The following is a 20,932-nucleotide window of genomic DNA, read 5'->3' as shown; positions in this document are numbered from 1 at the left end:
ATGGCCTCGATGGCGACGGGGCCTCGCTCGGACTTGCCGATCATCGAGATCAGGCCGGTCTGCGACAGCATCATCTCGGTGAACTTGTCCATGCGGGTGGCCGTGGTGGGGCCGGCAGGGCCAACCACTTCGTCGCGCACGGGGTCCACGGGGCCGACGTAGTAGATCACGCGGTTGGTGAAGTCCACGGGCAGCTTTTCGCCCTTGGCCAGCATGTCCTGGATGCGCTTGTGGGCGGCGTCACGGCCGGTCAGCATCTTGCCGTTGAGCAGCAGGGTGTCGCCGGGCTTCCAGCTGGCCACTTCTTCCTTGGTCAGCGTGTTCAGATCCACGCGCTTGGACTTGTTGTAGTCAGGCGCCCAGTGCACGTTGGGCCACAGGTCCAGGCTGGGAGGATCCAGGTAGACCGGGCCGGAGCCGTCCATCACGAAGTGCGCATGGCGGGTGGCCGCGCAGTTCGGGATCATGGCGATCGGCTTGGAGGCAGCATGTGTGGGGTAGGTCTTGATCTTGACGTCCAGCACGGTGGTCAGGCCACCCAGGCCTTGCGCGCCAATGCCCAGGGCGTTGACCTTCTCGTACAGCTCGATGCGCAGCTCTTCCAGCTTGTTCTGGGGGCCGCGCTCCAGCAGTTCGTACATGTCGATGTCGTCCATCAACGATTCCTTGGCCAGCAGGGCAGCCTTCTCGGCCGTACCGCCCACGCCAATGCCCAACATGCCGGGCGGGCACCAGCCGGCGCCCATCGTTGGCACGGTCTTGAGCACCCAGTCCACGATGTTGTCGGACGGGTTGAGCATGTAGACCTTGGACTTGTTCTCGGAGCCGCCACCCTTGGCTGCCACGGTCACGTCCACCTTGTCGCCGGGCACCAGTTCCATGAAGACCACGGCAGGCGTGTTGTCCTTGGTGTTCTTGCGCTCGAAGATCGGGTCGGAGAGCACCGAGGCGCGCAGCTTGTTGTCGGGGTTGTTGTAACCCTTGCGCACGCCGTCGTCGATGGCTTCCTGGATGCTGCGGGCACCAAAACCTTCCCACTTCACACCCATGCCGATCTTCAGGAACACGTTGACGATGCCGGTGTCCTGGCAGATGGGGCGCTTGCCTTCGGCGCACATGCGGCTGTTGGTCAGGATCTGCGCGATGGCGTCCTTGGCAGCCGGGCTCTCTTCACGCTCGTAAGCGCGGGCCAGGTGGGCGATGTAGTCAGCGGGGTGGTAGTAGCTGATGTATTGCAGCGCGGCTGCGACACTTTCAACGAGATCGTCGTAGCGAATGGTCGTCATGGCAGTGGCCTTTTTGAGGCGATTTTGGGGCGGGAGAGGGTGAAACGGTAAAACCGACATTGTGCCAAGGACCGGCGCACTTGGCGCGCCGGCGGCCTGTCGATCAATGTTTCTCGTGCGATTCGCCCGCGGGGTGCAGGATGCGGTCCGTCATGGCAATGGCCATGGCCGACAGCAGGAAGGCGATGTGGATCGCGGTTTGCGCGATCAGGGCCTTGTCCGAGTAGTTCTCGGCATTGATGAAGGTCTTGAGCAGGTGGATGGACGAGATTCCGATGATGGCCGTGCCCAGCTTGACCTTGAGTACCGAGGCGTTGACGTGGTCCAGCCACTCGGGCTGATCGGGGTGCCCGTCCAGGTTCATGCGAGACACGAATGTCTCGTAACCTCCCACGATCACCATGATCAGCAGGTTGGAGATCATCACCACGTCGATCAAGCCCAGCACGACCAGCATGATGGTGGTTTCGGTCAGGTGATCCGGGACGTTGCTGCCGTGCTGGCCCGACGCTTGGAATATGACCTTGAGTGCTTCCTGGTTACCCAGCGCCGCCTCCACGAGGTGCACCAGTTCGACCCAGAAGTGATAGACGTAAACCACCTGGGCCAATATCAAACCCAGGTACAAGGGCAATTGCAGCCAGCGACTGGCAAAGATAAATGACGCCAGAAATCCGACTTTGGGTGATTTGTGATTCGTGCTCATCGGTTTGTGATGCTTGAGAAAGTGTGGCGCATTTTAATGATCGCTGGATGGTTGCGCTGCCATCACAGGATCAAAAACCTGTCAACAGGGCGGGTGATCGGGGTGCGGACCCCGCTGCGTGACAATTTTCCGCAAGTCACGACAGTCTGTAGTGACATGGCGTGCAATCAGGCTCGCATCCATTCAAAATGAAAATGCAAATCATCGGTGCACAGCCATATTCGATATTGATTTTTCAGGAATCACCACCTTGTCAGCAGTACAGCACGCCACCGTCAACGTCCATTATCTGGACCACGTGATGACCGTGGCCGAAGAGCGTCAGGTCGAGGCCACGGAAGATATCTATTCCGAAAATGGCATGAAACTGGTGGCAAAAGGGTATGCCATCAACCGTTCCATGCGTGATCGGCTGATTGAACACAAGTTGATCAAGCCGCTGGAAGACTGTATGGCCGTGTCGGATGGCGTGACGGGCCGGCGTTGCGCCGAAACCGCGCAACGCATGCTGGACACCTATCCGGTGCTGCGTGCGATCTGTCTGTCCGACAAACGCGCGAGCCCTGTCAAGCTCATGGAAGAGAGCACCTTTGCCGGGCGCCTGCAGACCCTGTTGACCGTCTACACGGAACATCAGGCCGGCAAGCTGGATCACGCGGTGTGTGTGGCGCTGCTGGCGCTCAGCCTGGCTCAGCGCATGATGCCTGGCGAGAACGACATCCTGAGCGTCCTGCTCGTGGCCTCGCTCAGCCATGACGTGGGTGAGCTGTACATCGACCCCAAATACCTGCAAAAGGACGCGCAACTGGGCCCCAAGGAGTGGCGCCACATTGCCGCGCATCCCGTGATTGCGCACGGCCTGCTGAAGGACCTCACGGGGCTGGCCAAGCCCGCGAGTGCACTGATTCTGGATCACCACGAACGTCTGGACGGCTTTGGCTACCCCCAGGGGCGACGCTCGGGCGAGGTGCCTGAGAGTGCGCAGATTCTGGCTGTGGCCGAGATGCTGGGCGGCATGCTGGACAAGGGCAGTGGCCTGCTGCAACAGGCCGAAGTGGCGGTTAAGCTGATCCACGGCGAGTTCAGCCGGCCGGTGATCGACGCCGTGAGCAAGACCTTCCGGGAGTGCCGCGAAGTGGATGCCGCGTCGGAGGGCGAAGCCTTGCGCGATGCCTTGACCCGGTCTCGTGAACTGGGTGAGCGCCTGGGGCGCATCGTGCATGTGCAGGATGCGTTCAAGCCCATGTTCGACCGCGCGAGCCCGCCGTTCAAGAGCTTGTGGGCGCATGCGCAGGAGCGGTTCGAGAGCATCCGCCGCGCCTGGTCCAGCACCGGTCTGGATGTGCAACCTGATGGGGTGTGGTTGCAGCACGAGTCCCCGACGATGCAACGCGAGGTCGCCATCATCCTGCGGGAGATCAACTGGCGACTGGGCGAACTGGAGCGAGAGTTGCATGCCCGCGTCATCCGACATGCGGCGGGCGATCTGCCTGTGCTGGAGCGCTATCTCACCGAACTGCGCGCCACAGCAGCCCGACAGGATGCGCTGACGGCCTGATCCAGATCCAGCGCGTCAACGCCCGAGCCGGAGCGAGACATATGTCTCGCAGGCTTGAAAAATCTCGCAAATATCAGTTCCTGACCTGATTTGTGGCTTGGGGATAGTCCTTAGTAACAAGCTGTTGAGATGGGCGCATGGTGGCGAGTTGGCAAGGTTTGTTTGCAACCCAGGCAAACTTGACCAATTGAAACCGCAGCGCCACAAGCGCTGCCAGCTGGAGATCACAACATGACTGGCCCGACTGAAACTACAACTCAGAGCAAGCAATATCCCGTTCCGGAAGCCTTCGCCCGCACCGCCCACGTGGGCAGCAGAGCCGCTTACGACAAGCTGTGTGCCGATGCACAAAACGACTACGAAGGCTATTGGGCCTCACTGGCCAGGCAGTTCGTGTCCTGGCACAAGCCGTTTACCAAGGCACTGGACGAATCCAACGCGCCGTTCTTCAAGTGGTTTGAAGATGGCGAGTTGAATGCCTCCTACAACTGCCTGGACCGCAACATCGAAGCGGGTCTGGGCGACAAGACCGCCATCATTTTTGAAGCCGACGATGGCCAGGTCACGCACTACACCTACAAGGCCTTGCTGTCGCGTGTGTCGAAGCTGGCCAATGCGCTGAAGGCGCAAGGCGTCAAGAAGGGCGACCGCGTTGTCCTGTACCTGCCCATGTCGGTCGAGGGCGTCGTGGCCATGCAGGCCTGCGCCCGTATTGGCGCCACGCACTCGGTGGTGTTCGGTGGCTTTTCTGCGCAAAGCTTGCGCGATCGCATCGAAGACGCCGGCGCCGTGCTGGTGATCACGGCCGACGAGCAACTGCGTGGCGGCAAGGCACTGCCCCTGAAGGCCATCGTGGACGAGGCGCTCACCCTGGGTGGTTGCGACAGCGTGCGTCAGGTCATCGTGTGGCAGCGTACCGGCGGCAATGTGCCCATGGTGGCTGGTCGCGACGTCTACCTGAGCGATGTGACGGCATCCCAATCCGATGTGTGCCCGCCGGAGTGGGTCTCTGCCGAGCATCCGCTGTTCCTGCTGTACACGTCTGGCTCGACCGGCAAGCCCAAGGGTGTGCAGCACAGCACAGGCGGCTACCTCCTGCACGCAGCGGTGACCACCAAGTGGACGTTCGACCTCAAGCCGGACGACGTGTTCTGGTGTACGGCCGACATCGGCTGGGTGACGGGCCATACCTACGTGGCCTATGGCCCTCTGGCCAATGGCGGCACGCAGGTCGTGTTCGAAGGCGTGCCCACCTATCCGGACGCCGCGCGCTTCTGGCGCATGATCCAGGCACACAAGGTGTCGATCTTCTATACGGCACCGACGGCCATCCGCGCCCTGATCAAGGCCGCCGAATCCAACGACGCCGTGCACCCTCGCAACTTCGATCTGAGCAGCCTGCGCCTGCTGGGCACGGTGGGCGAGCCCATCAACCCTGCCGCGTGGGAGTGGTACCACCGTGAAATCGGTGGGGGGCGTTGCCCGATCGTCGACACCTTCTGGCAGACCGAAACGGGTGGTCACATGATCACGCCGCTGCCCGGTGCTCATGCCTTGACACCAGGCTCCTGCACCTTGCCATTCCCCGGCATTGACGCGGCCGTGGTCGATGAAACCGGCAAGGAAGTGCCTTGGGGGCAGGGCGGTGTGCTGGTGGTGCGCAAGCCCTGGCCTTCGATGATCCGCAACATCTGGGGCGATTCCGAGCGCTTCAAGAAGAGCTATTACCCGGCTGATTTCCAGGGCAAGTATTACCTCGCCGGTGACGGCGCCATCCGCGACGAGCAGACGGGCTACTTCACCATCACGGGTCGCATCGACGACGTGCTGAACGTGTCGGGGCACCGCATGGGCACGATGGAAATCGAGTCCGCACTCGTGTCTCACCCCTTGGTGGCCGAGGCCGCCGTGGTGGGCCGTCCTGATGACCTGACTGGTGAAGCCATTTGCGCCTTCGTGGTGCTCAAGCGGCCCCGTCCGACAGGCGACGAGGCCAAGCAACTCGCCAACGAGTTGCGCAACCACGTGGGGCATGAGATCGGCCCGATTGCCAAGCCCAAGGACATCCGCTTTGGCGACAACCTGCCCAAGACCCGCTCAGGCAAGATCATGCGGCGCCTGTTGCGTGTGGTGGCCAAGGGTGAGGCCGTGACGCAAGATACCAGCACGCTGGAAAATCCGGCGATTCTCGATCAGCTCTCGCAGAGCAATTGAAAACTCTGATTTTCAGATAATCAATTGAAACAAAAACCCGGTGTCATATGGCACCGGGTTTTTTATTGTGCTGGTGAAAACCCCAGGCATGAATATGTGTAATAAGTCCGACAACTAAGCATTCACCCTCATTACATTTGATAACAACCCCCCCTAGATTGAGGGGTGAGCATGCCACAAGCGTGCTCACTTCTGTAATGACGAGGAGCTCACACCATGGCAAGCAGCGTTTCCCATGCGCCCATGACAGCTGAGGAGAAGAAGGTCATCTTCGCTTCCAGCCTAGGCACAGTTTTCGAGTGGTACGACTTTTATCTATACGGCTCGTTGGCGGCCATCATCGCCAAGCAATTCTTTGCCGGGCTGGACCCCACTTCGGCTTTCATCTTTGCGCTGCTGGCCTTTGCTGCCGGCTTCATCGTGCGCCCCTTCGGTGCCCTTGTCTTCGGGCGGCTGGGCGACATGATCGGCCGCAAATACACCTTCCTGGTCACCATCCTGATCATGGGTATGTCCACGTTCATCGTGGGCGTCCTGCCGGGTTACGCCAAGATCGGTGCCGCCGCTCCGGTGATCCTGATCGTGCTGCGTCTGCTGCAAGGTCTGGCGCTGGGCGGTGAGTACGGCGGTGCGGCCACCTATGTGGCAGAACACGCGCCTCATGGTCGTCGTGGTGCTTACACCGCCTGGATCCAGACCACGGCCACGATGGGCTTGTTCCTGTCGCTGCTGGTGATCCTGGGCGTGCGTACGGCCATCGGTGAAGAAGCCTTTGCCGACTGGGGCTGGCGTGTTCCTTTCCTCGTGTCGATCGCCTTGCTGGCCATCAGCGTGTGGATCCGCATGAGCATGAACGAAAGCCCGGCCTTCAAGAAAATGAAGGAAGAAGGCAAGACCTCCAAGGCGCCGCTGTCCGAGTCTTTCGGTCAGTGGGGCAACCTGAAGATCGTGATCCTAGCCTTGTTCGGTCTGGTCGCGGGTCAGGCAGTGGTCTGGTACACCGGTCAGTTCTATGCGCTGTTCTTCCTGACACAGGCATTGAAGGTCGACGGTGCAACCGCCAACATCCTGGTGGCCATCGGCCTGCTGATCGGTACACCTTTCTTCGTGGTGTTCGGTTCGCTGTCTGACAAGATCGGTCGCAAGCCCATCATCCTGGGTGGTTGTCTGATCGCAGCGGTGACCTACTTCCCGCTGTTCAAGGCACTGACTGAAGCTGCCAACCCCGATCTGGCGCGTGCTCAGGCTTCTGCGCCCGTGACCCTGGTGGCCGACAGCAGCGAATGCTCGTTCCAGTTCAACCCGACCGGTACAGCCAAGTTCACCAGCTCCTGCGATATCGCCAAGCAATTGCTGGCCAGCAGTTCCGTGAACTACGAGAACGTGTCCGGTGCAGCTGGTGCGACCGCGGTGATCAAGGTTGGCGAAACAGTGATCAACAGCTATTCGCCCACCAAGATCACGGACGCTGACATCCCCGCTGCCAAGGAAGCTGCCACCAAGGCCAAGGAAGCTGCCTTGAAGAAGGTGGAGGACATGAAGGCTGCAGGCGTGTCCGGCAAGGAGGCTGAAGACAAGCTCAAGGATGCCGAGAAGGCCTTGAAGGAAGCTGGCGCCACGCTGGCGGCTTTCGACAAGGACGGCAAGGCTGCCGCGACCAAGGTCATCGAAGGGCAGTTCAAGAAGGCTGTGGGCGCTGCGCTCAAGTCCGCTGGCTATCCGGCCAAGGCTGATCCTGCCAAGTTGAACAAGCCTGTGATCGTCGCGATCCTGACGCTGCTGGTCATCTACGTGACCATGGTGTACGGCCCGATTGCGGCCATGCTGGTTGAAATGTTCCCGACCCGCATCCGCTACACCTCGATGAGCCTGCCGTATCACATCGGTAACGGCTGGTTCGGCGGCTTGCTGCCCACCACGGCGTTCGCCATCGTGGCGCAGACCGGCAACATCTACAACGGCCTGTGGTATCCGATCATCGTGGCAAGCATCACCTTTGTGATTGGCCTGCTGTTCGTTCGCGAAACCAAGGATGTGGACATCTACGCTGGCGACTGAGAAGGACGCCGGCCCACAGTCGGCAGGTGCCACAAGCACTTGTCGGCCTTGAATGACAAAGCCCCGCTCACAGCGGGGCTTTTTTTATCGGTGCATGCCGCGTTTATTTCAGCGACAGGATCCAGGTCACCAGTTGCTTGGCTTCGGCTTCGTTGACCTGTGGGTTGGCAGGCATGGGTACTTCACCCCAGGCGCCCTTGCCGCCCTTCATGACCTTTTCGACCAGTTTGGCTTCAATGCCCTTCTGGCCCTTGTACTTCTTGGCCACATCCTTGTAGGCGGGGCCCACGACCTTGTTGTCAACCTGGTGGCATGCCAGGCAGGCCTTCTTCTGGGCCAGTTCCAGGTTGGCCATGGCTGGGGCACCAACGGCTGTCAGCGCGGCTGCAACCAGGATGGAGGGCAGGAGTTTCATGGGGATCCTTCCACAGTGGGGGTGAATTACAGTTGAGGCTGGTTTTATAAACGTTCTGACCGTGCCTGTGGGTTGACAAGGTCTTCTTTTTTCCTTCGGCGGAGTCCAAAAGGGCAGCAATCATGTGGTTTGTGGCAATTGGCGTGTTGGTGCTGATCCTGAACATCGCGGGCATCGGCCCGGTCGGGGCGTGGACCTGGAAGGAACACTGGTGGATCATGTTGTCGCCCTTCGCGCTCGCCGCGTTGTGGTGGGCATGGGCGGACTGGTCCGGTCTGACCCAGCGCAAGGCGATGAAGAAGGTCGATGACAAGCGCGAGGCCCGCCGCCAGAAGTCGCTGGATGCCCTGGGCCTGCAAAGCCCCAGGAAAGGTAAGCGCTGAGCGACGGCGGTTAGGTGCCTGGCCGGGGACGGGATAAAATCGACGTCTTTGGAAAACAAGCCCACCCGGAGCCGCTTCATGCCTCAGTATCGTTCCCGTACCTCCACCGCCGGTCGCAACATGGCTGGCGCTCGTGCCTTGTGGCGTGCCACGGGCATGAAGGACGGCGATTTCGAGAAGCCGATCATCGCGATCGCCAACAGCTTCACGCAGTTCGTGCCCGGCCACGTGCACCTGAAGGACCTGGGCCAACTGGTTGCCCGCGAAATCGAAGCAGCGGGTGGCGTGGCCAAGGAATTCAACACCATCGCGGTAGACGACGGCATCGCCATGGGCCACGGTGGCATGCTGTATTCGCTGCCTTCGCGTGACCTGATCGCCGACAGCGTCGAGTACATGTGCAATGCCCACACCGCTGACGCGCTGGTGTGCATCTCCAACTGCGACAAGATCACGCCGGGCATGCTGATGGCCGCCTTGCGCCTGAACATCCCCGTGATCTTCGTGTCGGGTGGCCCGATGGAAGCCGGCAAGGTCAAGCTCGAAGGCAAGGTCATTTCGCTGGACCTGGTCGACGCCATGGTCAAGGCTGCTGACAAGAGCTGCTCCGACGAGGAAGTCGCTCAGGTCGAGCGCTCGGCCTGCCCGACTTGCGGTTCATGCTCCGGCATGTTCACTGCCAACTCCATGAACTGCCTGACCGAGGCGTTGGGGCTGTCCCTGCCGGGCAATGGCACGACACTGGCCACGCATGCCGATCGCGAGAAGCTGTTCCGCCAGGCAGGCCGCACCATCGTGTCGCTGGCCAAGCGCTATTACGAGCAGGATGACGAATCCGCGCTGCCACGCAACATCGCCAACTTCAAGGCTTTCGAGAACGCGATCAGCCTGGACGTGGCCATGGGCGGCTCGACCAATACCGTGCTGCACCTGCTGGCGGCAGCCAAGGAAGCCGGAGTGGACTTCACGATGCAGGACATCGACCGCATCTCGCGCCGCGTGCCCTGCCTGAGCAAGGTGGCGCCCGCCGTGCCGGATGTGCACATCGAAGACGTGCACCGCGCTGGCGGCATCATGGCCATTCTGGGTGAACTGGCCCGCGGTGGCTTGTTGCATACAGATCTGCCCACCGTGCACAGCAAGACCATGGCCGACGCCATTGCCCAGTGGGACGTGACCGTCTCCAAGGACGAGTCGGTGCACGAGTTCTTCAAGGCAGCTCCTGGAGGCGTGCCTACGCAGGTGGCTTTCTCGCAAGACAGCCGCTGGAAGGCTCTGGATCTGGACCGCGCCAAGGGCGTCATCCGCAGCAAGGAGCACGCCTTCACGGCTGACGGCGGCCTGGCCGTGCTGTACGGCAACATCGCCGAGAAGGGCTGCATCGTCAAGACCGCCGGTGTGGACGAATCCATCTGGAAGTTCACTGGCAAGGCCCGTGTGTTCGAAAGCCAGGAAGATGCTGTGGAAGGCATCCTGGGTGAAGTGGTGCAGGCAGGTGACGTGGTCATCATCCGCTACGAAGGCCCCAAGGGTGGGCCAGGCATGCAGGAAATGCTATACCCCACGTCCTACTTGAAGAGCCGTGGTTTGGGCAAGCAGTGCGCCTTGCTGACGGATGGTCGCTTCTCGGGCGGCACGTCGGGCCTGTCGATCGGTCATGCTTCGCCTGAAGCTGCTCAGGGTGGCGCGATTGCCCTGGTCGAAGATGGCGACACCATCGAGATCGACATCCCCAACCGCAAGATCCACCTGGCCGTGAGCCCCGAGACTCTGGCCAAGCGCCGTGAAGACATGGAAGCCCGTGGCACGCATGCCTGGAAGCCTGCCAAGCGTGAGCGTTATGTGTCGGCCGCCTTGCAGGCCTATGCCTTGCTGACCACGTCGGCCGATACCGGCGCCGTGCGCGACCTTTCGCAGATCAAGCGCTGATGCGCATCTGATCGCGCTGAACGCAAGAAGGCCCGCTGATGCGGGCCTTTTTTTCTGGTTCGGCGCGCGAGTTGCCTGGCTTCAGATCAACTTGAAGCACAGCAGGGCCACGATGGTGGGTGGCAGGGCCGCCAGTAGCAAGCCCCCTGCGTGGATGGCCTGGTCAGGGAACTTGCCCTTGAGGATGGCCGCACCTGCCGGGTTGGGGGCGTTGGCAATGATGGTCAGGCCACCTCCGGTCACGGCACCGGCTACCAGCGCGTACTTGAACTCGTCGCTCAGGCCTGGCACCAGCGAACCCAGGTAGGTCAGTGCGGCGTTGTCGGTGATGGCGGTCAGGGCGGTCGCACCAAAGAACACGGCATTCGCATCCATCTTCAGGAGCAAGGGTTCCAGCCACCATTGCTGTTGCCCGCCCAGCACCACGAGGCCAGCCAGGAAGAAGGCCACCAGCAAGCCTTCGCGCAGGATCAGTGGCGATTGATAGCGCTCATAGGCGGCCGTGAAGCCCAGAAAGAGCATGAACAGACCCAGGAAGACGGACGGGTGGTGAGCGAACACCACGATGCCGGCGAGGAAGAGCACGTGAATCAGCGTGATGGTCAGGGGAGGTTGCGCCTCGGTCGTTTGCGCCGGAGGCGGCAGGGCCTTCAGTTCACGTCCAAACAACAGGATCAAGCCTGTCGCATTGATGAAGACGGCCAGGGCGGCCTTGTCGCCGAAATGCAGGAACATGAAGGCCAGGTCCCAGCCCCAGGCTGAGGCCACCATCAGCACGGGTGGGGCGGCATAGGGTGTGAGCGTGCCGCCAATCGACACGTTGACGAAGAGCACACCCAGGACCGCATATTTCAGCTTGTTGGAAATGGTCTGGCTGTAGAGCCCGTCGCGCAAGAGCAAGGCTGCCAGTGTCATCGCTGCGGGCTCGGTGATGAAGGAGCCCATCAGCGGCACCAGGGTGAGCGTGACCAAGGTGAAGGACCAGCCCGGGGCCAGTGGCAAGCTGCGCGCCAGCGTGCGTGTCACCCATCCGGCGCCTTGCAGGATGGGCTTGCTTGCGGCCGCCACCATGATGGCGAACACGAACAGTGGCTCCGTGAAGTTGCGCGTGTCCAGGTAGTGCGTGGCGGCCGTTTTGCCCTCCGTGGCAAACATGGCCACCATCAGCACGGCGGCCCAGAGCCCGAACACCACCTCGACTTCACCCAGCAGGTGCCACAAGCCGGCGTGGGCTGGTCGCGTGTGGGCCAGTTTTTCGAAGAACTTGGTCGAGAAGGTGTGCAACACCGCCACCGCAAACAGGCTGGCGCCAATGATCTGGATGTTCGTGGGGTTCATGCCTTGATCCTAGCAGCCCAACATATCTTCACAGTCCATGCGGCCATGTGGAAGGCCACATCGGTTATCGTTCGCGCCATGCTGATACATCCCCAAATTGACCCTGTTGCCGTATCGCTGGGCCCGCTGAAGGTGCACTGGTATGGCTTGACTTATCTGGTGGCATTTGTCGCTGCCTACATGCTGGCGGCCTATCGGGCCACTCAGGTGCCCTTTGTGAACCGAGGCTGGACCCGGCAGCATGTCGAAGACCTGTTGTTCTTCTGCATGTTGGGCGTGGTGCTGGGGGGGCGTCTGGGTTACGTGCTGTTTTACAAGCCCTCGTATTACCTGGCGAATCCCATCGAGATCTTCTATGTATGGCAGGGCGGCATGGCCTTTCATGGCGGCTTGCTGGGTGTGATCACGGCCATGGCCTTGTTCGCAAGGCAACAAGGCCGACACTTCTTTGAAGTGGCCGATCTGGTGGCGCCATGCGTGCCTGTTGGCCTGGCCGCAGGTCGCATCGGCAATTTCATCAATGGCGAACTATGGGGCAGGGCCGCGGATCCGGCCTTGCCTTGGGCCATGGTGTTCCCGGAGTCGGGCAGCGATGTCGCTCGGCACCCGTCACAGCTCTACCAATTCGGGCTGGAGGGCATGCTCCTGTTCGTGTTGCTGTGGCTGTATGCACGCAAGCCGCGTCAGCAAGGGGCCGTGGCGGGGATGTTCCTGCTCGGGTATGGGCTATTCCGCTTCATCGCGGAGTACTTCCGGGAGCCGGACAGCTTCCTGGGCCTGCTGGCACTCAATATGAGCATGGGCCAGTGGCTGTGCCTGCCCATGATCGTTCTGGGTGCACTGTTCTGGGGCATGGCAAAAAAAGACGCCTTCCAGGCCTGAACCTGGAAGGCGTTAAGAGGTCGGTGGAGTTTTCGCGGACCCACTGACCCCCGCTGAGGAAGACCGCCTGGCTCTGGCGATTCAAGCGGTCATTTATTCTCATGCAAGGGGTGTGCCAGCTTTTTTCTGTCGACCTCTGTTTGCTCCTCGGTACGTTATCGGGGTAACCGGGTCAGGCGGCTTTCTTGTCGGCCACGCCGTGGCGTGTGTACAGGAAGTCCAGCACGGCCTTGCGGCAATGGATGTAGGTGGCGTCTTCTGCCAGCTCCACGCGGTTGCGGGGGCGGGCCAGTGGCACGTCCAGGACCTCGCCGATGGTGGCGGCCGGGCCATTGGTCATCATCACGATGCGGTCTGACAGCAGCACGGCCTCGTCCACATCATGGGTCACCATGACCACGGTGGATTTGGTGCGGGCCACGATCTTGAGCAGCTCGTCTTGCAGGTGGGCGCGGGTCAGGGCGTCCAAGGCGCCAAACGGCTCGTCAAGCAACAGTACCTTGGGTTCCATGGCCAGGGCGCGGGCAATGCCCACACGCTGCTTCATGCCCCCCGAGATCTCGTTGGGGCGCTTGTGCGTGGCGTGGGCCATGTTGACCAGCTCCAGCGCATCTTGCGTCCGCTTCTTGAGTTGTTCCTTGTTTTCCTTGGCGCCGAACACGCGCTCCACGGCCAGGTAGACGTTCTGGAAACAGGTCAGCCAGGGCAGCAGCGAGTGGTTCTGGAACACCATGGCGCGCTCGGGGCCGGGGCCGCCGATTTCCTTGTTGTCACAGATCAGGCCACCGCTGGTGGGCATGAGCAGGCCGGCGATCAGGTTGAGCAAGGTGGACTTGCCGCAACCGGAGTGCCCGATCAGGGCAATGAACTCGCCTTTTTCAATGCCCAGGTTGATGTCGCGCAGAGCGTGGAACTGGCCCTTCTTGGTGTTGAACACCATTTCGGCCTGGCTGATGTCGATGAAGTGGGACATGAGTGACTCCTGAGATGGTGAGAAGGCTTATTCGAAGCTGAAGCGCTTGGCCACGGCAACCAGTGCGTTTTCCAGCAACAGACCGACGATGCCGATCACGAAGATGGCGATCAGGATGTGGTGCACATTGAGGTTGTTCCACTCGTCCCAGACCCAGAAGCCGATGCCCACGCCGCCTGTCAGCATTTCAGCCGCGACGATCACCAGCCATGCTGTGCCCACCGACAGGCGCACGCCAGTCAGCATGTAAGGCAGCACGGAGGGGAAGAGGATCTTCTTGACGATGGTCCACTCGCTGAGGTTGAGCACCTTGGCCACGTTCAGGTAGTCCTCGGGTACACGCTGCACGCCCACGGCGGTGTTGATGATCATCGGCCAGATCGAGCAGATGAAGATGGTCCAGATGGCAGCGGGGTCAGCCGACTTGAACACCAGCAGGCCGATAGGCAGCCAGGCCAGTGGCGACACAGGGCGCAGCAGGCTGATGATGGGGTTGAGCATGGCGCTGGCGATCTTCGAGCGACCGATCAGGAAGCCCATCGGGATGCCAACCAGTGCGGCCAGACCGAAGCCCATGGCCACGCGCTTGAGCGAGAACAGGATGTTCCAGCCAATGCCCTGGTCGTTGGGGCCATTGCTATAGAACGGATCTGAGAAAAGCTTGACGGCTTCTTCCCAGGTCGCCAGCGGCGTGGGGAAGGTCGTGCTCTTCATGGTCAGCAGGGCCCAGATGGCAATCAGCAGGGCGATGCCAGCCAGGGGGGCCAGCGTCTTGAGTGCCAGGCCGGCCCAGTCGACGGGCGCCCTGGGCGTGGCAGTTGGGGATGATGCTTGCCCTGTCGAGAGGGGGGCTGCGGCAGTGGAAGTCATGGGATTCGATGTGGGCTTGCCGGCTGCCTTGTCTGCGCGCAAAGCGTCGCTGGCATCCGAGGGGCTGTGAAAGACGGCGCTGACCATGTGGGACTCCTTCAATGGGGCCTGAGAGGTGTGAGCGAAGCGCAGGGGCCTGCCCGATTCGTTGTGTCTGCAAAAAAATGGCCAGCGGGGTCATCCATTCAAGTGGATGCCCTGGTCTGCGATGGATGAATCCATTTGCAGCCGGTGCCATCAAGGGCACCCCGTCGGGCCGGTCTCAGCGGGACTCAGTTGGTTTTATTGGCGAAACTCACGAATCGGGCAGGTTGCACAAACCTGGTGCCTGGTCTCTTCGAGAAGAGACTCAAGCCTTGATCTTGAAGCTGTCGGCGTATTTCTTGGGATCCTTGCCGTCCCACACGGTGCCGTCGATCATCTTGCTGGTACGCATCACATCCTTGGGTACGTTCACACCCATGGCGCTGGCTGCCTGCTTGTACAGGTCGATCTTGTTGACCTGCTTGGCCACGGCCAGGTAGTCGGGGTGGTCTTTCAGCAAACCCCAGCGCTTGTGCTGCGTGAGGAACCACATGCCGTCCGACAGGTAAGGCATGTTGACCTTGCCGTCGTTGAAGAACTTCATGTGGTTGGGGTCGTCCCAGGTCTTGCCCAGGCCGTTCTGGTAGCGACCCAGGATGCGCTGGTTGATGGCCTCGACACCCGTGTTCACGTAGGACTTGGAGGCGATGGTTTCGGCCATCTTCAGCTTGTTTTGCAAGCCTGCATCGATCCACTTGCTGGCTTCCAGTACGGCCATGATCACGGCGCGGGCGGTGTTGGGGTACTTCTTGACGAACTCGTCGGTGCAACCCAGCACCTTTTCGGGGTGGTCCTGCCAGATGTCCTGTGTGGTGGCGCCCGTGATGCCGATGCCGTCCACGATGGCGCGGTGGCCCCATGGTTCACCCACACAGTAGCCGTCCATATTGCCCACGCGCATGTTGGCGACCATCTGGGGTGGTGGCACCGTGATGACCTTGGCGTCCTTCATCGGGTTGATGCCGTAGGAGGCCAACCAGTAGTACAGCCACATGGCGTGCGTGCCGGTGGGGAATGTTTGCGCGAAGGTGTATTCACGCTTGTCTTTTTGCATCAGGGTGGCCAGAGATTGGCCATCCACGGCGCCGGCATCTGCCAGCTTCTTGGACAGCGTGATGGCCTGACCGTTGTGGTTCAGGTTCATCAGCACGGCCATGTCCTTCTTGGGGCCACCAATACCCAGTTGCACGCCGTAGATCAGGCCGTACAACACGTGCGCCATGTGCAGGTCGCCGTTCACCAGCTTGTCTCGCACGCCAGCCCACGAAGCTTCCTTGGACGGCACGATCTTGATGCCGTACTTCTTGTCGAAGCCCAGCACCGAGGCCATCACGACTGAGGCACAGTCGGTCAGGGGGATGAAACCAATCTTGACCTCTTCCAGTTCAGGCTTGTCGGAGCCAGCAGCCCAGACAGCCGATTGGAGACCAGGCACAACCCCGACGGCACTGGCGGCGGCTGCGGTTTTCAAGATGGAGCGGCGGGTCATTTTCAGATCCTGCGAGTTCATGGTGCAAAGCTTTCCCGTTTGAAAAACAAAAAAGGTGTCGTCGACACGCGCATCCGTCACGAGGACAGACTCACGTTTCGATGACACCTTTGTCGGAAGCTCGGGACCCATCGTCGGGTACCCAAGGCACGCAAAGTCGCCGTTGACTTTGCTTGAGACAAGTAATGCAAACGGTGTGCCAGGTGTTTTCCCCGCCTGGCGTGCATCAACTGCGCCGCAAACGTGCAGATCGCGATCGATGATGGGGCGAGTCAACCCAGCATGGGGCGCGTGCGTGCACATGTCACGCGCATGGCAGGCCGAGAGTCAGCCCAGCAGGTCGGCGGCGTCGATCAGGCGCTGAGCCACTTCCGCCAGCTTGATACCCTTGTCCATTGCTGCCTTGCGCAGGCGGGCATAGGCCTCCTGCTCGCTGAGCCCTTGTCGGGTCATGAGCAGACCTTTGGCGCGGTCGACGACCTTGCGCTCTTCCAGTTGGTTGCGCGCATCTGCCAGTTCGCTGCGCAATTTTTCTTCGTGCTCGAAGCGCGCCATGGCCACATCAAGCACCGGCTTGATGTGCTCGGCAGGCGTGCCCGCCACCACGTAGGCAGATACACCCGCCGCGATGGCCTTGCGCAGGTAACTGGTGTCTTCGTCATCGGTGAACATCACGATGGGGCGGCGCTCGTCGCGCGTGGCCATCACGACGTGCTCCAGGATGTCGCGCCCTTGAGACTCGGCATCGACCACCACCATGTCAGGTTGAATCTGGGCAAGCCTGTCCGGCAGGAAGCGGTCTCCGGGGAGCGTGGCCACCACGTTGTAGCCCGCTTCCAGCAGCGCAATGCGCAAGATGCGCGTGCGCTCTACCTCAGCCACCTCTTCATCATCTGGTTCGATGGACAGAGGGACGGGCAGGACGATGACAACGCGAAGCTGCTGCGCTTGAAGGCTCATGGGCGGAATCATGCAACAAATAAGCCTGCGGGTTCAGTCAGGTATGCCAAAACGTGCGGCGGTGTGTCGGCTTATCACCCAATCCCCGCCTTGTGGGAGTGCTTGTCCTATTCAGGATGTGACTTTTCGCATCTTAAAGTGCGTGGGACGCCTTGATATCGTCATGCAAAAAGGCGGGCGTATGCAAACAGGCATGTACGAGCACGACGTCCTGATAGTTCCATCTTCTAACTGAGGGATCCAACATGGCGATTTTCAAAGGTACATCGGGCAATGACGCGCTGGTGAGCAAGTCCAGTCTGGCCGACACCCTGTATGGCTACGACGGTGACGATACGCTCGACGGTGGTCTGGGCAGTGACAGGCTGGTAGGCGGGCGCGGGGATGATCTCTATATCCTGAGCGGCGCCGGCGATGTGGTGCTGGAGTTGGCTGATGAGGGTATCGATGCCGTGCAGGCCAGCTTCAACGTGGATCTGCGCAAGACTGCATACGCGCATGTCGAAAATGTCCTGCTGACGGGGCTGGCCAGTCGCGCGGATGGGTCCGGGGTGGCCAACACGCTGTGGGGCAACGCATCGGCCAACGCCTTGTTTGGCTATGGTGGCAACGACAGCCTTTATGGCTACGACGGTAACGACACCCTGGATGGTGGCGAGGGTGACGATGCCTTGTACGGAGGCAACGGTCGTGACTCGTTGCGCGGTGGCGCCGGGCAGGATCATCTGGATGGCGGTGCGGGCATCGACACCATGCTGGGCGGTGCAGGCAATGACTCCTATGTGGTCAACCTGGTTGCCGACGTGGTGACCGAGGCCGTCAATGGCGGCGTGGACACCTTGCTCTACGGCGTCGAGGGCCACGCTGACCTGTCCCGGTATGCCAACGTTGAAAACCTGACCCTGACCGGCGTCGGCAACTGGTCCATCAAGGGCACCGATGGCGCGAATGATCTGCGCGGCACGAACCAGGGCACCAACACGATCTATGGCTACGGTGGCAACGATACCTTGGCTGGCGCGATGGACAACGAAGCCGACTATGGCGCCGCGGACGTGTTGATTGGCGGCACGGGCAACGACACCTATCTGCTGGATAACACGAGCGTGCAGGTGGTGGAGCAGGCAGGTGAAGGCTATGACACCCTGGTTCTGAACCAGGGCAGCTACACGATGGCCGACAACGTGGAGGCACTGTTCGTGACCTGGCAGGCATCCATCAAGGGCAATGCGCTGGACAATTACATCCGCGGCGGCGATGCTGGCGACGAGCTGGACGGCGGTGCTGGCATCGACACCCTGGTCGGTGGTTTTGGTGACGACATCTACACGATCGATACGCTGGCGGATCGGGTTGTGGAGTCCTCCGATGGTGGTTACGACACCATCCGATATGCTGCAACGGCCGACATTGATCTGGATTACTGGCTCACCGTCGAGAACTTCGACCTGCTGGGTGATGCCGCCGTGAACGTGCGCGGCAATGCCGACTACAACGTGCTGCACGGCAACGCCCAGGCCAACGCGCTGTATGGCCTGGATGGCAATGACACCTTGTGGGGTGGGCAGAACCTGAATTCGGCGGTCTCGGACACGCTGGTGGGCGGGCAAGGTGACGACACCTATCTCTTCAAGCTCCACGATGGCCAGGTTCATGTTCAGGAAGAGGGTGGCGAGGGCGATGTGCTTGCTTTCCAGGAGGGTATTGCCTATGACCAGCTGTTCTTCAGTCGTACCGGTGACGATCTGCGTGTGCAGGTGCTGGACGGCAGTGGCGCCTTCATGGACGAGCAGCAGGGTGTGACCGTGGATGGCTGGTTTGCATCGGGCGATGCGCAGATCGACACGATCACGGCGGGTGGCGCCACCTTGTATCGCGGGCAGGTCGATGCCCTGATCGCCGCCATGGCCTCGACATTTGGCGGCAACGCCATCCCGGCAGGTGTGGCGGGCAATGTGGCGAACGGTCTGGTTGTGCTGAACCATCAGGTTGTTCAGCCCTTCTGGGCTGTCGATGTGGCCGCCTGACCCTCCTGTCATTCGATGCCTTGAAATGCGCCCTGTGGCTGATGCCGCCTGCAGGGCGCCTACACTTGCGGGATGTCTGAACGATTGATCCTGGGTATCGAGTCATCCTGCGACGAAACGGGCTTGGCTCTGGTGGCGTTGCCGCAGAGCGGCGCGCCCAGATTGTTGGCCCACGCCCTGCACAGCCAGATCGACATGCATCAGGCCTATGGCGGTGTGGTGCCCGAGCTGGCTTCCCGCGACCATATTCGCCGTGTCGTGCCCCTGGCTCGCCAGGTCTTGAGCGAATCTGGCAAGACCATGGCGGATGTGGATGTGGTGGCTTACACGCGTGGGCCGGGCCTGGCCGGGGCCCTGCTGGTGGGGGCTGGGGTGGCTTGTGCCCTGGGCGCAGCTCTGGGCAAGCCCTTGCTGGGGGTGCATCATCTGGAGGGGCACCTGCTGTCGCCTTTTCTGTCGGCCGATCCGCCTGAGTTCCCCTTCGTGGCCTTGCTGGTTTCCGGTGGCCATACGCAGTTGATGCGCGTCGATGGGGTGGGGCGCTATGAAATGCTCGGTGAAACGGTGGACGATGCCGCGGGTGAAGCGTTCGACAAGTCGGCCAAGCTGATGGGCTTGCCTTATCCGGGTGGCCCGCACTTGTCCAGGCTGGCGGCGTCAGGCAAGTCGGAGGCGTTCGACCTGCCTCGGCCGATGTTGCACTCGGGTAATCTGGATTTTTCGTTTGCCGGGTTGAAAACCGCAGTCCGCACGCATCTGGTGCGTTTGAACCTGCTGGATCAGGCTGACAAGCTCGCGGATCCGGCCAATCTGCCCGTGCTGGCCGATCTGGCCGCTTCTACCCAGGCGGCCATTGTCGAAGTGCTGGTCAAGAAGTCGCTGGCGGCCTTGAAGGCCACGGGGCTCAAGCGTGTCGTGGTGGCCGGTGGCGTGGGGGCCAACAGGCTCTTGCGTGAGCAACTCGATCGCGCCTGTGCCAGGCGTGGCATCCGCGTCCACTACCCGGAATTGCATCTGTGCACGGACAACGGCGCCATGATCGCCCTGGCTGCGGCCATGCGGCTGCAGGCCGGGCAGGCTGCACTGACCTCAGCGCCTGCGTTTGACGTCAAGCCGCGTTGGGATCTTGCTCAAATCTGATGCCATGAGGCTGGATCGGTCGGCAGGCTGTCGCCATGTGAAAATTTGAGGCGGACGGTCGCCGCGGCGGGGGCGTTTCCTGGCTGAGATGCGTGCCTTGCCGAGGCTTGTCGGCATCTGATATACTGGCAAGCTGTCCTTTCAGCCTGATTGGGCAATTTCGCACGACCTGGGTTGGTTTCACCCGGTGTCGCAAGTTCAACGCAGAAACCGAAGGTGCGGGGCCTCAGGCTCTTGTTGCGCCAACGGCCTGCATCTGTTTACAGGAAACACCATGTCCGTCGCAGACATCAATACCGCAGCCATCATCAAGGACAACGCCCGTGCCGCCAACGACACCGGCTCTCCTGAAGTGCAAGTGGCCCTGCTGACCGCTCGCATCAACGAACTGACCCCTCACTTCAAGGCCAACAAGAAGGACCACCACGGTCGTCGCGGCCTGCTGCGCATGGTCAGCCGTCGTCGCAAGCTGCTGGACTACCTGAAGGACAAGGACTTCAGCCGCTACTCTGCACTGATCGCCAAGCTGGGCCTGCGTAAGTAAGCACCGCATGACAACAAAAAGCCTGTCTGGTTCCCTCCAGCACAGGCTTTTTGTTTTTTAAAAGCCACGCACTCGA

General features: G+C 61.1%; 17 protein-coding genes. 9 read left to right on the top strand and 8 right to left on the bottom strand.

Annotation, left to right across the window (positions count from 1 at the left end; genetic code table 11):
- The coding region (locus VFW93_RS13440) for a fumarate hydratase (RefSeq protein WP_329694495.1) at positions 1 to 1,286 on the bottom strand (1,286 nt) is incomplete at its 3' end.
- A 103-nt stretch (positions 1,287 to 1,389) separates the two neighbouring features.
- On the bottom strand, positions 1,390 to 1,992 hold the full coding sequence (locus tag VFW93_RS13435; protein WP_329694494.1) for a YqhA family protein: 603 nt from the start codon (positions 1,990 to 1,992) through the stop codon (positions 1,390 to 1,392).
- 250 nt (positions 1,993 to 2,242) lie between these two features.
- On the opposite strand from VFW93_RS13435, the gene VFW93_RS13430 reads away from it, so the two are divergent.
- The 3 genes from VFW93_RS13430 to VFW93_RS13420 all read left to right on the top strand — a co-directional run bounded on the left by VFW93_RS13430 (position 2,243) and on the right by VFW93_RS13420 (position 7,822).
- Positions 2,243 to 3,550: an HD-GYP domain-containing protein gene (locus VFW93_RS13430; RefSeq protein WP_329694493.1), complete on the top strand. Its 1,308-nt coding sequence runs from the start codon at positions 2,243 to 2,245 to the stop codon at positions 3,548 to 3,550.
- A 231-nt stretch (positions 3,551 to 3,781) separates the two neighbouring features.
- Positions 3,782 to 5,764 carry an acetate--CoA ligase gene (gene acs, locus VFW93_RS13425; protein ID WP_329694492.1) on the top strand — a complete coding sequence of 661 codons (1,983 nt, stop codon included), beginning with the start codon at positions 3,782 to 3,784 and terminating at the stop codon, positions 5,762 to 5,764.
- A gap of 216 nt (positions 5,765 to 5,980) precedes the next feature.
- On the top strand, positions 5,981 to 7,822 hold the full coding sequence (locus VFW93_RS13420; RefSeq protein WP_329694491.1) for an MFS transporter: 1,842 nt from the start codon (positions 5,981 to 5,983) through the stop codon (positions 7,820 to 7,822).
- A 103-nt stretch (positions 7,823 to 7,925) separates the two neighbouring features.
- Here VFW93_RS13420 and VFW93_RS13415 read toward each other — a convergent pair whose 3' ends face one another.
- A complete protein-coding gene (locus tag VFW93_RS13415) occupies positions 7,926 to 8,237 on the bottom strand; it encodes a c-type cytochrome (protein WP_329694490.1) in 312 nt (103 codons plus the stop codon).
- 122 nt (positions 8,238 to 8,359) lie between these two features.
- Here VFW93_RS13415 and VFW93_RS13410 point away from each other — a divergent pair, with 122 nt between their 5' ends.
- Positions 8,360 to 8,620 carry a TIGR04438 family Trp-rich protein gene (locus VFW93_RS13410; RefSeq protein ID WP_329694489.1) on the top strand — a complete coding sequence of 87 codons (261 nt, stop codon included), beginning with the start codon at positions 8,360 to 8,362 and terminating at the stop codon, positions 8,618 to 8,620.
- A 78-nt stretch (positions 8,621 to 8,698) separates the two neighbouring features.
- A complete protein-coding gene (gene ilvD, locus VFW93_RS13405; RefSeq protein ID WP_329694488.1) occupies positions 8,699 to 10,549 on the top strand; it encodes a dihydroxy-acid dehydratase in 1,851 nt (616 codons plus the stop codon).
- Positions 10,550 to 10,630: 81 nt separating this feature from the next.
- On the opposite strand, the gene VFW93_RS13400 is transcribed toward ilvD, so the two are convergent.
- A complete protein-coding gene (locus VFW93_RS13400; RefSeq protein ID WP_329694487.1) occupies positions 10,631 to 11,887 on the bottom strand; it encodes a putative Na+/H+ antiporter in 1,257 nt (418 codons plus the stop codon).
- Positions 11,888 to 11,965: 78 nt separating this feature from the next.
- Between VFW93_RS13400 and lgt the strand changes: the two genes are divergently transcribed.
- On the top strand, positions 11,966 to 12,769 hold the full coding sequence (gene lgt, locus VFW93_RS13395; RefSeq protein WP_329694486.1) for a prolipoprotein diacylglyceryl transferase: 804 nt from the start codon (positions 11,966 to 11,968) through the stop codon (positions 12,767 to 12,769).
- A gap of 172 nt (positions 12,770 to 12,941) precedes the next feature.
- Here lgt and VFW93_RS13390 read toward each other — a convergent pair whose 3' ends face one another.
- The 4 genes from VFW93_RS13390 to VFW93_RS13375 form a co-directional block, all read right to left on the bottom strand.
- The gene (locus VFW93_RS13390) at positions 12,942 to 13,742 is read right to left on the bottom strand and encodes an ABC transporter ATP-binding protein (protein WP_329694485.1); all 801 of its coding nucleotides are present in this window, start codon (positions 13,740 to 13,742) and stop codon (positions 12,942 to 12,944) included.
- Positions 13,743 to 13,769: 27 nt separating this feature from the next.
- A complete protein-coding gene (gene ntrB, locus VFW93_RS13385; protein ID WP_329694484.1) occupies positions 13,770 to 14,699 on the bottom strand; it encodes a nitrate ABC transporter permease in 930 nt (309 codons plus the stop codon).
- 262 nt (positions 14,700 to 14,961) lie between these two features.
- Entirely contained in the window at positions 14,962 to 16,185 is a 1,224-nt protein-coding gene (locus tag VFW93_RS13380; RefSeq protein ID WP_414639674.1) for a CmpA/NrtA family ABC transporter substrate-binding protein, read from the bottom strand.
- Between the two features lie 327 nt (positions 16,186 to 16,512).
- Positions 16,513 to 17,145, bottom strand: coding sequence for an ANTAR domain-containing response regulator (locus VFW93_RS13375; RefSeq protein ID WP_329694482.1), 633 nt, complete (start codon positions 17,143 to 17,145; stop codon positions 16,513 to 16,515).
- 245 nt (positions 17,146 to 17,390) lie between these two features.
- On the opposite strand from VFW93_RS13375, the gene VFW93_RS13370 reads away from it, so the two are divergent.
- The 3 genes from VFW93_RS13370 (at position 17,391) to rpsO (ending at position 20,856) form a co-directional block, all read left to right on the top strand.
- A complete protein-coding gene (locus tag VFW93_RS13370; RefSeq protein WP_329694481.1) occupies positions 17,391 to 19,172 on the top strand; it encodes a calcium-binding protein in 1,782 nt (593 codons plus the stop codon).
- Positions 19,173 to 19,244: 72 nt separating this feature from the next.
- Positions 19,245 to 20,312 carry a tRNA (adenosine(37)-N6)-threonylcarbamoyltransferase complex transferase subunit TsaD gene (gene tsaD / locus VFW93_RS13365; protein WP_329694480.1) on the top strand — a complete coding sequence of 356 codons (1,068 nt, stop codon included), beginning with the start codon at positions 19,245 to 19,247 and terminating at the stop codon, positions 20,310 to 20,312.
- Between the two features lie 274 nt (positions 20,313 to 20,586).
- Complete coding sequence (rpsO, locus tag VFW93_RS13360) at positions 20,587 to 20,856, top strand: 30S ribosomal protein S15 (RefSeq protein ID WP_329694479.1); 270 nt, start codon at positions 20,587 to 20,589, stop codon at positions 20,854 to 20,856.
- Positions 20,857 to 20,932 lie beyond the last annotated feature (76 nt).

The organism is Aquabacterium sp. (genome assembly GCF_036279675.1).
GTDB lineage: Bacteria > Pseudomonadota > Gammaproteobacteria > Burkholderiales > Burkholderiaceae_C > Aquabacterium.
The sequence above is the reverse complement of the archived record's forward strand: the minus strand, read 5'-3'. Positions and strand labels throughout refer to the sequence as shown.